This is a genomic window from Microcoleus sp. Pol7_A1, from assembly GCF_036701085.1.
GTDB classification, from domain to species: Bacteria; Cyanobacteriota; Cyanobacteriia; order Cyanobacteriales; family Microcoleaceae; genus Microcoleus; species Microcoleus asticus.
In genome coordinates, this window is sequence record NZ_JAUBQD010000060.1 from 1 (window position 1) to 13,373 (window position 13,373).

At 44.3% G+C, this 13,373-nt stretch carries 14 protein-coding genes; 9 read left to right on the forward strand and 5 right to left on the reverse strand.

Annotated elements, in window-relative coordinates:
• Positions 1 to 62: 62 nt before the first annotated feature.
• Genes QUA20_RS25390 through QUA20_RS25400 form a run of 3 tightly spaced genes read right to left on the reverse strand, consistent with a single transcriptional unit; the run spans position 63 to position 1,854 of the window.
• Positions 63 to 857, reverse strand: a complete 795-nt coding sequence (locus QUA20_RS25390; RefSeq protein WP_333192235.1) for a BTAD domain-containing putative transcriptional regulator — start codon at positions 855 to 857, stop codon at positions 63 to 65.
• 40 nt (positions 858 to 897) lie between these two features.
• Complete coding sequence (locus tag QUA20_RS25395) at positions 898 to 1,434, reverse strand: transposase (protein ID WP_333192237.1); 537 nt, start codon at positions 1,432 to 1,434, stop codon at positions 898 to 900.
• An 18-nt stretch (positions 1,435 to 1,452) separates the two neighbouring features.
• A complete protein-coding gene (locus QUA20_RS25400; RefSeq protein WP_333192239.1) occupies positions 1,453 to 1,854 on the reverse strand; it encodes a winged helix-turn-helix domain-containing protein in 402 nt (133 codons plus the stop codon).
• 406 nt (positions 1,855 to 2,260) lie between these two features.
• Here QUA20_RS25400 and QUA20_RS25405 point away from each other — a divergent pair, with 406 nt between their 5' ends.
• Together QUA20_RS25405 and QUA20_RS25410 are read left to right on the forward strand one after the other, a co-directional pair.
• Positions 2,261 to 3,286 carry an SMP-30/gluconolactonase/LRE family protein gene (locus QUA20_RS25405; protein ID WP_333192241.1) on the forward strand — a complete coding sequence of 342 codons (1,026 nt, stop codon included), beginning with the start codon at positions 2,261 to 2,263 and terminating at the stop codon, positions 3,284 to 3,286.
• Positions 3,287 to 3,538: 252 nt separating this feature from the next.
• Entirely contained in the window at positions 3,539 to 5,284 is a 1,746-nt protein-coding gene (locus tag QUA20_RS25410) for a hypothetical protein (RefSeq protein WP_333192244.1), read from the forward strand.
• On the opposite strand, the gene QUA20_RS32155 is transcribed toward QUA20_RS25410, so the two are convergent.
• Positions 5,237 to 5,434 carry a hypothetical protein gene (locus tag QUA20_RS32155; protein ID WP_445304714.1) on the reverse strand — a complete coding sequence of 66 codons (198 nt, stop codon included), beginning with the start codon at positions 5,432 to 5,434 and terminating at the stop codon, positions 5,237 to 5,239. The genes QUA20_RS25410 and QUA20_RS32155 overlap by 48 nt on opposite strands.
• Positions 5,435 to 5,440: 6 nt before the next feature.
• On the reverse strand, positions 5,441 to 5,677 hold the full coding sequence (locus QUA20_RS25415) for a hypothetical protein (protein ID WP_333192246.1): 237 nt from the start codon (positions 5,675 to 5,677) through the stop codon (positions 5,441 to 5,443).
• 39 nt (positions 5,678 to 5,716) lie between these two features.
• On the opposite strand from QUA20_RS25415, the gene QUA20_RS25420 reads away from it, so the two are divergent.
• The 7 genes from QUA20_RS25420 to QUA20_RS25450 all read left to right on the forward strand — a co-directional run bounded on the left by QUA20_RS25420 (position 5,717) and on the right by QUA20_RS25450 (position 13,347).
• Positions 5,717 to 6,775, forward strand: coding sequence for a hypothetical protein (locus tag QUA20_RS25420; protein WP_333192248.1), 1,059 nt, complete (start codon positions 5,717 to 5,719; stop codon positions 6,773 to 6,775).
• Between the two features lie 294 nt (positions 6,776 to 7,069).
• Complete coding sequence (locus QUA20_RS25425) at positions 7,070 to 7,666, forward strand: Uma2 family endonuclease (protein WP_333192250.1); 597 nt, start codon at positions 7,070 to 7,072, stop codon at positions 7,664 to 7,666.
• A gap of 307 nt (positions 7,667 to 7,973) precedes the next feature.
• Positions 7,974 to 9,434: a DUF1565 domain-containing protein gene (locus QUA20_RS25430; RefSeq protein WP_333192252.1), complete on the forward strand. Its 1,461-nt coding sequence runs from the start codon at positions 7,974 to 7,976 to the stop codon at positions 9,432 to 9,434.
• 290 nt (positions 9,435 to 9,724) lie between these two features.
• On the forward strand, positions 9,725 to 10,060 hold the full coding sequence (gene psb28, locus QUA20_RS25435) for a photosystem II reaction center protein Psb28 (protein ID WP_333192253.1): 336 nt from the start codon (positions 9,725 to 9,727) through the stop codon (positions 10,058 to 10,060).
• Between the two features lie 83 nt (positions 10,061 to 10,143).
• The gene (locus QUA20_RS25440; RefSeq protein ID WP_006632696.1) at positions 10,144 to 10,650 is read left to right on the forward strand and encodes a MogA/MoaB family molybdenum cofactor biosynthesis protein; all 507 of its coding nucleotides are present in this window, start codon (positions 10,144 to 10,146) and stop codon (positions 10,648 to 10,650) included.
• 351 nt (positions 10,651 to 11,001) lie between these two features.
• A complete protein-coding gene (locus QUA20_RS25445; RefSeq protein ID WP_333192256.1) occupies positions 11,002 to 11,871 on the forward strand; it encodes a methylated-DNA--[protein]-cysteine S-methyltransferase in 870 nt (289 codons plus the stop codon).
• Positions 11,872 to 11,994: 123 nt separating this feature from the next.
• Entirely contained in the window at positions 11,995 to 13,347 is a 1,353-nt protein-coding gene (locus tag QUA20_RS25450; RefSeq protein WP_333192259.1) for a cytochrome P450, read from the forward strand.
• The last annotated feature ends 26 nt before the right edge of the window (positions 13,348 to 13,373 follow it).

Here is a 13,373-nt window from a genome sequence, read left to right on the forward strand (position 1 = left end):
GACATTTTTTCTCCCAATCTTTAACTACTAGCTTACAAAATTGGCCATTACTAAGTGTAGCACTATTTTAGGAAATTGGTATGAGAGGATGTTTGAATGTCGGGTGCTTCGTCTTCCAGCAACAGTTGGTCGTAGAGCTTGCGAGTGCTTGCACTCGGATCTACTCCTAGTTCCTCGCGCAGCAAAGTCATGCAACGATGGTAGACTTGCAGTGCATTGGCGCGATCGCCGTTCAAATGGTGCGATCGCATCAAAGCTGCGTAGCTGGTTTCGTGCAACGGATCGATCTCCAGTAAGCGCTGTGCAGAGCGGATTGCAGCCCGATAATCACCCTGAGCTTCCGACAGGCGAGTCAGAGATTCGAGTGCGTGGAGCAATTTCTGTCGCAGGTGTTCGCGCTCTAGAAAAATCCACTCATCCTCGCAACTCGGCAGCAAATCACCGCCGTAAAGTGCGATCGCTTGCTCCCAGGCTGTTCTGGCACCATTAACATCTGCGGCTCGTTCCGCTGCTTCTGCTGCGGCGAATGCCCGTTCAAACTCAGCCACATCCAGCACGAAAGGCGCATGGGGATTCCATTGCAGGGTTTTGGCATCCGCCAGCAGGTAGCGATCGGCATCCGGGAGTCCCTGACGCAGGTAATGCAATTCCCGGCGCAAGTTGGTGCGAGATTGAGCCTCGGTTGAATCGGCCCAGAATTGAAAGGCAAGCCGCTGACGGGTTTGCGGGATATCGCGGTGCAGTACCAGGTACGCCAACAAAGCTTGCGGGCGCTCTGCGGTGACACCGACAACGGGCTTGTCTGCACAGGAAAGGCAGAATCCGCCTAGTAGTTTGATATCTAAGGTAGAAAGCATATATAGCAATCCTAAATGATTTTCTATATCTAGAGCAATCCTAAATGATTTTCTGTGTGTAAGTATATTGACGTATTTTGGGGAAATCAAATTTATGTTCGTTAGTAAAAAACTCAAATAAAAATTTGACAATCTTAAAAGACCTACATAAATACCAATACTTTCTTAAAAAGTTTTTAGCTTGTAACCAAATATCTTCAACTGGATTCTGTTGGGGAGCATTGGGAGCAAATAAAATACAAGTAATTGACCAATTCTCAGGTTCTTTGTCACCATTTAGTTCTAATAAAAACTCTCTAAATTCTCCATATTTATGATAACTAGCTCCATCCCCAATCAAGATAATCTGGCGATTTTTATATTTATTTTGTAAGTATTTTATGAATTTAACTGTTGATTTTCCATCACCAGATGGATGGCTTTGAATATGGAATTCTTTGCTTTGATAATTGAGGGCGCCAAAATAAGTTTGTCTATCTTTTTCATTGGTAATGGGGACTTCAATTCTGATTTTTGATTGACCCCAAACATAACCAGTTAAATCACCATGAAGTAGATGACATTCATCTAAAAACAAGACTATTATTTCCCCAAATTATATACCTGACTTGTTTTTAAATAAAATATCGTTAATTTCTTCCGTCTTTTTTTTTACCAGTTCTTTATCAAATTTAGGATTGATTTTTTGAGTTTTTTTCCAACTAATTTTCGCCCGGTCGAAAAGTTCATAGTAACTCTGTTTTGATTTATATGTCACACCAAATTCTCGCTCTAAATAAGTAACCAACTCATCTAAATTCCAATATTCTTTATTCTTGAACCACTCGATTACTTCAGTATTTTGTCGAGCTGTTAAATACCCTTTTGACCCTTTATGTCCTAGTTTGATTCCGGCGATGCCTTTGGTTTTAAATTGTTTTTTCCAATAACCAATAAAAAAATTACTTACACGCCATATTTTGCTGATTTCATTGTAGATCTTACCTGAGAGCGCCATCCTTACAGCTATTGCTCGTTTTAGTTCTCACAGCATCGATATCGCTTTTAATGAAAGATTCTAATTGGGCTATTTCTTTTTCTCTATCTTTTTGTTGCATTTGTAAGTTATCCATTTTTAATTGTCACAATCAAGTATTGCATATAATTGTATCACAATCATGATAATGATTTAGGATTGCTATAGCTAGATATTATTTGTGATTTTAATCCATGCTCCGGCGTGTTAACTTCAGGAATGTCAGCAGGTGGCGATCGCTAATTGAAATGACATTGCTATACTATGTTATCCGTGCTGCGCTCTGTTTAAACGAGCCACACTTTTGTATTTTTAATATAAATGTAAGATAGATGCGGTACGATCGATTTTACCACCGCTCTCAATCAATGCAATTAACAAGGCAAACATGACCGCCAAAATTGCTACAATCATCCTCTCGTTTATACTTTTGAGTCTAGCATTCAGCAACACGCTTTCCAAAAATCCTTTCTTAAAACTTTTCCCTGACAGCAACTCGCCCAATAAATCAACATCAAAATTTACAATATTGACCGCCCAAACGGAAAACAAGGAGAAAAAAAACACCGTGCCAGATATTCTCGATGACAGCGCAAAATTAGAAAAACTAGCTGGCGACTTCCAATTTATAGAAGGCCCGATTTGGCATCCAGACGGCTTTTTGCTGTTCAGCGATATTCCCGCCAATATTATCTATAAATTCGCATCAAATCAGCAAGTTGAGGTATTTCGCCGCCCTTCGGGAAAAGCCAACGGGAATACTTTAGACAAAGAAAACCGCTTACTTACTGCCGAGCACGAAAATCGCCGCGTATCCCGCACAGAAAAGGACGGTAAAATTATCACATTGGCGGATAGATACGAGGGCAAGCGGCTCAACAGTCCGAACGATTTGGTTGTTAAATCCGACGGCAGCATTTATTTTACCGATCCGCGCTACGGTGTTAGTAAAGAACAGGAAGAATTAGGTTTTTACGGTGTTTACAGGCTGGCATCAGACGGAAAATTAACTCTGCTGGTTAAGGATTTGGTGCTGCCGAATGGCATCGCCTTTTCGCCAGACGAGCAAAAACTTTATGTCAACAATTCGGAAGCTGGATACATTGCCGTTTTCGATGTCAAGCCGGACGGAACTGTTACCAACCAGCAGCTTTTTGCGGAGTTAAAAGATGCCAGTCAAGGCGGAGTTCCCGACGGTCTAAAAGTTGATTTAGAGGGGAATGTTTACAGCACCGGGCCGGGAGGAGTGTGGATTTTTTCGCCGGATGGCAAGGTTTTGGGGAAGATTTCTGTGCCTGAGACGGCGACTAATTTGGCTTGGGGAGAAAGCGATCGCAAAACGCTTTACATTACGGCAAATACAAGTCTGTATCGGATTCGTCTTAAAATTGCGGGTGTGCGGGCTGGAAAATAATCTAAAATCGGGCGAAGTTGAAAGTAAAGTGGCCTTGGCAGGCGAATCTCATATAAAGTATTTGTTTGTAGTAGTTCTTAAGCGCTGCTGCAAACTTTTATTTAAGACATTTTTTGACCAAGAATTTTTTGATGGTACCCGCCACGTGATCGATCCGTGGAATCAATCCAAAATCTCAAATCTAAAATCCTCAAGCCCCCGAATTGATCCGTGGGGTCAATCCAAAATCTAAAATCTAAAATCTCAAATCGAATGACTGCGATGTTCATAGCCCGCTTGCATAAATTTCTGACTGCGACTGTGGATGAAAAATCCCGATCGCACACAATATTTTGGTTGACTCTGAGCTTGACATTTGCCGCAGTTTATGCTATTTTAGGACTCAAGCAAGTCTTCAGTGCCGAGTATATGGTGCAAGACGATGCGAGGCAGCACGTTTTCTGGATGATGCGGTTTGTCGATCCTGAATTATTCCCCAACGATTTCATTGCTAATTACTTTCAATCAGTCGCCCCCGCAGGATACAGCACGCTCTACACATTAGCCGCAACAGTTGGTATTCATCCGCTATTTCTTCACAAAATATTGCCGCTATTTCTCGGCTTAATTTCGACTTATTACTGTTTTGGTCTTTGCCTAGAAATGCTGCCAGTGCCGATGACTGGATTTATTGCATCTTTGCTGTTAAATCAGCATATGTGGATGACCGACGATCTGGCTTCCACAACGCCAAGAGCTTTTATATATCCGATATTTCTTGCTTTTTTATATTATTTGTCGCGCAGTTCCTTGCTGCCTTGTTTGGGAGCGATCGCGCTAATCGGACTATTCTATCCTCCTTACGCCTTGGTTGCTGCCGGAATTTTAGTTTTGCGGCTGCTATGCTGGAAAAACGGCGGTTTGCGCTTGTCGGGCGATCGTACTAATTACCTATTTTGCACTACAGGTTTGGGAGTAATCTTTTTAGTAATGCTGCCCTATGCCTTAGATAACTCTGAATTTGGCCCAACTTATACCGCAGCAGAAGCGAAGCAAATGGGCGAATTTGCACCTGACGGCAGAAATGCTTTTTTTCGTCCAAATCCGGTAGATTATTGGTTGACAGGGCGGGGCAGCGGGATGTTTCCCAAGTCGCTGTTTACGCCTGTAACTCACTGTGTCGGGCTGTTATTTCCGCTGCTGCTGTTTTGGCGATCGGCTTTTCCTTTAGCAAATCAGATTCAAAGCAAAATCTGGCTTTTACTTCACCTATTTTTAGCATCCTTGGCGATGTTTTTTGCGGCTCACGCCACAATTTTTAAACTTTATCAACCAGGTCGCTATACTGCCTACAGCTTGCGATTTATTATTGTTTTAATAACTGCGATTGTCCTAACTTTAATTATTGATGGAGTCGGTTCTTGGGCATCAAAAACCGCAACAATATTTCATTTAAAAAATCTAGTGGCACTAATTACGACAGCGACAATCGCTATCGCCGTTGTCCTTTATCCCTGCTTAGTCAAAAAATTTCCTACAGTCGGCTATGCCGAAGGTAAAATGCCGGGTTTGTACAAATTTTTTCAGCAACAGCCTAAAGATATATTGATTGCTTCCATCGCGGCAGAGACTGATACTTTGCCAACATTTAGTCAGCGTTCGGTTTGGGTGGCAAAGGAATATGCAGTGCCTTATCAGAAAGGCTACTACAGCAGATTTAGGCAGCGAGTTAGCGATTTAATTCGCGCTCAATACACGCCCGATCGAGCTGTATTGCAAAATTTTATTAATCAATATGGAGTTGATTTTTGGATGCTCGATCGCAATGCTTTGACTCTTGATTATGTAGAGGACTACGGCTGGATCGATGATTTTGATGCGACACCGCAGGCGATGCTTTCTCTCAAACAAGGGAAAATTCCCGCCTTAGCTTCAGCAATGACAAGTTGTGCTGTTTTTCAGAATGAAATTCTAGTGGTTTTGGATGCGTCTTGTATTGTGAAATTGACCGGGAATTAAGGCATCGCAGGCGATCGCATTATCATTGATAGCAAGATGGTCAAAGCTGTAAACTGTATGTCTATCTGAAACTGCCTCAGCTAATTTTGCTTCACCGCAACCAAAATCACCAATAGTGTAGTCGCTACGTGGTTGACACCAGCGAATCATCTCCTCCTAGGGAATAACTGCCCAATCTTTTCTGGATTCTTGATACAAAGTATGGTGATGCGCCCACTCTTGAGGGTTTTCCTGTAATAGAAGCTGGTCATTCGTGGTCCGGCCTATTAGAGCATTTCCACCAAGCTTTTTTTGCTGAGCCTGCTGCCACTTGTTCTGGAGTGAGCCACCATTCTTTGTGGGATGCCGCTGCGCGGCTAGTTGAGGGTCTATAATTGATAAAGGGTTTTTCATGGAAAATACCTGTTGTAAATTGTTAATTTTTGTAAACAAATGACAGGTCAACTAAAACAATTGTTAGAGCTTTCGGAATCGGAAATAGAAAATATAAGAAATACTACCATCAGAGATAGGTGTCACCCTGTCAAGAGACTATTAGATCCCAGAGATGGAGTCGAAAGAGACTTTCAAGTTATAGTAAATACTGAAAGAGCATTGAGGCATCTCAAGCAACATCATACTCAATGGTTTAGGAATTTAAAGCCAAGGCTTCTTAATATTAATGATTATTCAAATTCTTCTGGAGCTTTAGGAGAAATCAGAGCTTTTGGATACATACTAGAGGCTGGTATTTCAGTAGAACCAATAAGCCAAAACGGAGCGGATTTTTGGGTTGAAGATAACCAAGAAAAAGTTTTGATAGAAGTACACTCAAAGCAGTTGCATGATAAAGAATCTGAATCGTTAGAAAAATTCTACAATGATTTAAGGAATGAAATGACTAAGAGTGACAGAAAGCCAGGATTGGTTATTGGTGAGCATAAAACTGTTCCTTTTGGAAAACCCCAAGAACATGAAAATGTAACTGAAAATGCTATAAGCAAACTATGCGGTATAAAACGAACAGAGCATCAAATGAGTACAAACTATACGTCTATCCTATGGTTAGATTTTCAAGATGAGGTATGGGACTTATTAGATACAGTCGATAGAGTATTACCTGTAAGAACTTGGAATAAAGCTTTTTACTCGGGAGAATTATGGTATGCCTTTTATGGATGGAAAGATGCTCCTATCTTTCAATACTTTAGCTTGGATATGCCTCTTAACGATGAAAAAAAAATGCGTCATCCGGGACGATTTAGAAATTCTACTACACCTACTAAATTAGATGCTGTCATAATATCTTTTTCCAGAAATACGGTAATTTTAGAAAACCCTTTCAGTAAAAAAGCAATTAAACCATCTTTATGGAAAAAATTAACTTTTCTGCCTTGGTTTAATTTTGAGTATTCATATACAAACTGGCCTGCGATGAATTTAATACAAAGAATAGAGCTAGAGGAAGAAAAGTTAAAAAAATTAATAGAGTTATCATCTATAGATTTATAAGCAAGCGTAAGCTTCCATCCCTGCTGCTTTCCAATCTTCATTTGGTTATTTGATGTTAAAAAGGCGATATTACTGTATATAGTGTGCCTGGGTAAGTCCTGTCTCGTAAACCCACCCAAGCTTGCTGAAATATTGCGATAGATCGACCGGACATAATACAATTGTGATTCGTACTGGCTCTGATAAAACGAGAAAAACTGTTCGGATTCCTTAGCTACAATTGCTGCACGGAGATTCTGTAGGAGCGATCGCACAATGCGTTATAATCCCGATAGGAGATAATGGTGCGAGTCAATGACACAAGTTCTCGATCGCGAAATTCTCGATGGGCGAGTGGTGCTCAATGGCACTTGGGAGCAATTCAAGTTAATCCAGAAGGTTTCGGAAGATTCCCCTGGCATAAAGTTGTCCTTTTTTGCAGGTGCGATCGAGATTCTGATGCCGGGATTCCAACACGAAAATTTTTCTGAAATCATTGGTTACTTGGTGACCACTTTTCTGCTGCAACAAGGCATTAAGTTTTACCCTTCTGGTTCAATGACGCAGGAGAAGACGCCAGAAGCTTCTACTCAAGCAGACAAATCGTTTTGTTTGGGAGAACCTAAGTTGATTCCCGATTTGTCGATCGAGGTGGTTTATACTAGCGGTGGACTGAGCAAGTTGCCAAAATATCGAGCTTTGGGCGTGCCTGAAATCTGGTTTTGGGAAGATGGCACGCTGCGGCTGTATCATCTCCGGGAAGATGGCTACGAGCAAGTAATTCAGAGTCAACTGTCAGGATTGGAAACGCTGGATATCGATTTGCTAAGACGCTGCATTTTAATGGGTGAAACTGATTTGGCTGAAGCGGTTAAGGTTTTTGGCCAGGGAATCTCGATCGCTCGTACATGAGAGCAAGACGTTCGATTTTCATAATTGGCAATCGAAATTTTAGTGGTTTTGGGAACATCTGGAAAAAATATAATCCCCAGATCCCGGACTTCTTAAATAAGTCTGGTTCTGCTGTTGCTGGGAACGAGAAATACAGTCTTTTGTAGGGGCAATCCCCATGCGGTTGCCGATCCTGATGAGTAATGTTGCGGATATCGTGCAATTAAATAATCTCCGCAATCAAAGGTGAATATATATCCAAGGTCAAGTTCGCAGACAATGAAAATTGCACAAAAGCTCGATCGCCAATTATCTCTTGGGCAAAAACATGACAACACTTTACGTCAACCCAGCAACAGGCAGCGATGCCGCAGCCGGCAGCCAATCGTCTCCATTCAAAACGATCGCCCGCGCGATCGCCCGCGCTGCATCGGGAACTACGATTCAGTTATCACCGGCAACTTACAGCGCAGCTAGCGGCGAAAAATTCCCCTTGGAAATTCCCTCAGGAGTAAAAGTTATTGGCAAGGAAACTAACAAAGGTAGAGGCATTCTGATTCAAGGCAGCGGCAAATTTGTCAGTCCCACCGCTGCGGGTCAAAATATCACAATACTGCTAGCAACTAATTCGGAATTGCGCGGAGTAACTGTCAATAATCTTGATAGTCGCGGCACGGGAGTCTGGATTGAGTCAACTTCTCCGACTGTGGCTAACTGCACTTTCACTCAATGCAAGCGCGAAGGCATTTTTGCTACGGGAACTGCTAATCCTGCGATTCTCGACAACATATTTATGGAAAACTCAGCGGCTGGCGTAATTACGGCGGGAACTGCTAAGGGAGTTATACGGCGCAATATTTTTCAAAAGACGGGTATCGGCATTTCTCTGGAAGCTCAGTCGGCTCCTTTGATTGCTGACAACCAAATTTTGGAAAATCGCTCCGGTATAGTTGTAGCGGGGGAATCTCAGCCGATTTTACGCAATAATCGCATCGAAAAAAATACCGAAGACGGTTTGACTGCGGTGGGGAAGTCGCGACCAGATATTGGTACGGCTCAAGATTTGGGGGGCAATATTTTTCAGAATAACGGTGAATTAGACTTGCAAAACGCGACTGGGGTTAAGATTTCTGCGGTGGGAAATCAGCTCAATTCTTCGCGGGTGAAAGGTTTATTTGATTTGGGAAATGTGACGCCAACTGCGACTCCTGGCGGGCTAAAGTTCAGCGACATCAGCACGCATTGGGCTAAGGATTTTATCGATCGCTTGGCAAAGATAAATATTGTTAGCGGGTTTCCCAACGGCACTTTTCAACCTTACGAGATTGTAACTAGAGCTCAGTATGCGGCTGTGTTGGCGAAGGCGTTTGAATTGGTGCCGCGCCGTGAGGCGACGGTTTTTAATGATGTGGCGGCGGATTTTTGGGCGCAGGGAGCGATCGTCCAAGCTAATCGAGCTGGGTTTTTGGTGGGATACCCCGACAGCACGTTTCGCCCGGAGCAGAATTTGACTAGAGTTCAGGCGATCGTATCTTTGGTAAACGGCTTGCAGTTGACGGGCGGCAACCCCAACTCTTTGAGCGTTTATGTCGATCGAGTTCTGATTCCCAGTTTTGCCACCGACGAGATAGCAACCGCCACAGAGCGCAAAATCGTGGTCAACTATCCCGCGCGCGAAAAGCTTTCCCCCGCCCACGACATCACCCGCGGCGAGATATCCGCCCTCATCTATCAAACTCTCGTAGCCACAAACCGAGCCGAGCCAATTAACTCTCCCTACATCGTCTAAGTCCCGTAGCATCGGAATTAATATTACTCACAGTCAGGACACGGCAGTGCCGTTTCCCTACCCCGATTAATTGTAGGGACTTGGACTCTCGCGGTGTCCTCGGTATCATTCCGATGCAGCCGGAAACGATATCAGGTACACAGAACCAACCCATCTCCCCTCTCCCTTGTCTCCGATTTCCCCACTCTGCCCCGCTCCCACTCTCCCAAGTCTTGATTTGCGAGTACCCGAATCGTTTTATGATTAAACATTAAGAAATTAAGCAATCCTTAAGGTTCCACTATCAGATTATGGCTAAAATTCAATTCTCTCGGGGTATAGACGAAGAAGCTGTGCCCGAAGTGCGCCTAACCCGTTCTAAAAGCGGAGATCAAGGCACTGCCACGTTTATCTTTGAAAATCCCAAAGCTCTCAGCAGCACCAGTACCGAAGACATTACTGGAATGTACATGATCGACGAAGAAGGCGAAATCCTCACTCGCGAGGTTAAGGCTAAGTTCATCAACGGTCAGCCTGCGGGCTTGGAAGCTCTTTATCTAATGAGAAGTCCCGCAGAATGGGATCGGTTTATGCGGTTCATGGAACGCTACTCGGAAGCAAACGGCTTAGGATTTAGCAAGGCATAATGGGTAGTTGGTAATTGGTAATTGGTCATTGGTAGTTAGCCGATAGCCCGTTGCCAGTTGCCGATTACTTAGAACAAGAAACTATGACGCAAATTCCTCACCCCGACTTATCTAAAATAACCGTAAATTGCGCTATCATTACTGTTAGCGACACCCGCTCGGCTGAAACAGACAATAGCGGCTTGTTAACTAAGAAGCTGCTAAAAGATGCGGGTCACTCTGTGGTAGCTTACACTGTTGTTAAAGATGATGCGGCAAAAATTGTATTGCAGATGCAGGCTTTTTCCCAGCGTGAAGATGTGGATGCAATCATTTTTAACGGCGGCACGGGCATCGCTCCCCGAGATACGACTTATGATGTGATGGAGAGTTTGCTAGACAGGATTTTACCGGGATTTGGGGAGATATTTCGGTTTTTGAGCTATCAAGAAATTGGTTCGAGGGCGATCGCCTCTCGCGCAGTTGCAGGCGTGTATCAAGGCAAGTTAGTCTTTTCTCTTCCGGGCTCTAGCAATGGTGTGAAACTAGCTGTGGAAAAGCTAATTTTACCCGAATTAGTTCACTTGGTGACGCAGTTGCGCGGAGGGTGATATCAATTCCGGTAACACCGGAATGATGGGGAGTGGGGAGTGATCCGTGGGGGAATGTGGAATTATTGACCTTGACTCGATCATTCCCATCCAACCGGAAACGATATGAGGTCGCTTTCTTCAATCTCTTCAATCTCTTCAATCTAAAATCTAAAATCTAAAATCTAAAATCGCAAGCCCCCGGGTTTAGCAATGAGGTCGCTTTCTTCAATCTCTTCAATCTAAAATCTAAAATCTAAAATCTAAAATCGACTGGCTGCATTCACCGCAAGAAACGGGTGGCATTGAGCCTAGTCTATGGCTAAAGTGAGGAAACATCAAAATTCCCTTAACTTAGACTAGATGATTTCGATGCAGAATGCCAGTGTCTATGCTAGCGAAGATTACCACCGGATGGCTCGGGCGATCGCCTTTATGCGACAACACCACCTAAACCAGCCCAATCTGGCAACTGTGGCCCAACACATAGGACTGAGTGAATATCATTTTCAACGGCTATTTACTCAATGGGCCGGCATTAGCCCCAAGCGGTTTTTGCAATATCTGACAGTTGAATATGCCAAGTCAAAAATCACTCAGACTAAAAGCCTTCTCGACCTAACATTGGACGTGAGACTATCGAGTCCAGGACGATTGCACGATTTATTTGTGAACTTAGAAGCAATGTCACCAGGGGAGTTCAAAGCAGGCGGAGCAGGTTTGCAAATTCGCTATGGCATTCACGATACCCCTTTTGGCACATCTTTAATCGCGACAACGGCTCGCGGTATTTGTAATCTTTATTTCTTGGATATAACAGACGAACAAACCGCCGCACAAAGACTGCAATTGGCCTGGAAAAACGCTGAAATTATCCGCGATGAGCAAACCACTCAATCATTGTGTGACCTGATTTTCAATTCAGAAACTCTCAGCGAGCAAAAACCACTAACGCTCTTGGTAAAAGGCACTAACTTTCAGATTCAAGTTTGGCGAGCACTTTTGCAATTGCCCTTTGGGGCGATCGCAACTTATCAGAGTATAGCTCAAATGGTAGCTCGCCCAACTGCTGCTAGAGCTGTAGGAAATGCGATCGGTAAAAATCCGATCGGCTATCTAATTCCGTGTCACCGAGTCATTCGAGAATCTGGAGAACTCGGTGGCTATGGCTGGGGAGTAGAGCGTAAAACAGTCATGTTAGGTTGGGAAGCTAGCCGTACAATCTGCGATCGATCCCGATAGCATTACTATTCTTGCTACTTACCTTCGCAATCGATCGCAGATAAATTTCAGGGTGCAAGGTCGATTGAGGACTTCGCAGTATGTCAAAATACACTAGAAATATTGTGTATCGCCAGTTTTGCAATGACGCTGCCTACCGGATCTCGTTCTCCTGCTCTGTTCCAAACGCTTTCGCTGGTAGCTGACCCGATCGCATTTTTCGATCGCTACTCTGCCAAATACGGCGATACATTTACCGCCCGCGTGTTGGGGCCCTCTTCGCCCCCCGTGGTGTTTCTGGGCAGTCCAGAAGCGATTCAGGCGGTGTTTACGACGTTAGCTGATGCCTTTGAATTTGGCAAAGTGACCAACGTATTTCGCCCGCTGGTGGGAAATGAATCCCTAATTATGAATGAAGGGCCGCGACATCTGCGACAGCGACAGCTATTAATGCCCGCGCTGCATCGCGAACAGTTGCACAGTCAAGGGCATTTGATTGTTGATTTGACGAAAAAGCAGACGATCGACTGGAAAGCCCCAGATGCGATCGCAGTGCGCGAAGAAATGTCAGAAATTTCGCTGCAAGTAATCTTGCAAGTCGTGTTTGGATTAGTGCCGGGAGAGCGCTACGAACGCCTGAAACAATTGCTCAGCAAGCTTTTAGAGGCGATTACCTCTGAGCTGTACTCGATACAATTTTTCTTTGAACCGTTGCAGCAAAATTTGGGATCTTGGAGTCCGTGGGGTCAGTTTTTGCAGCAGATGGCGGAGATTGACTCGCTGATTTATGCGGAAATTGCCGAGAGGCGATCGCATTCTCTCGATTCGTCTCGCACGGATATTCTGTCAGTCTTGATGATGGCCCGCGACGACAGCGGCGAATCCATCGGCGATCGAGAATTGCGCGATCAGTTGATGACGCTGTTGTTGTTGGGACATGAAACCACTGGATCGGCGTTGACTTGGGCGTTTTACTGGCTGCATCAGTTTCCCGAATGCCTCGCTAGATTGCGGCAGGAATTGGATGAATTGGGCGAGAATCCCGATCCGATCGCGCTTTCGCAGTCGCCCTACTTAACAGCAGTATGCAAAGAAGCGCTGCGGGTTTATCCAATTGCCTTAATTTCGCAGCCGCGCAAGGTGAAACGGACGATCGAACTCGAAGGCTATACATATCAACCGGGAACGATTTTAATCCCCTGTGTCTATTTGGCCCACCGCCGGCCTGAAACCTACGAAAATCCCGCTCAGTTCAATCCCGATCGCTTTTTAGAGCGCAAGTTTTCCGCCTCTGAATTTTTACCGTTTGGAGGCGGAAGTCGAAGCTGCATCGGGATGGCGTTATCGATGTTTGAAATGAAGCTCGTTTTAGCCACGGTGCTTTCTTCACGCGAGTTTGTATCGAATTTCTATCGGCCAATTCGTCCAGCCCGCCGGGGAATCACCTTTGTTCCGCCCGATCGGTTTCGATTAACGGTTGTGGGCGATCGGCGTTAGATTCAGTGAAACGCCGTGTCAAGCAA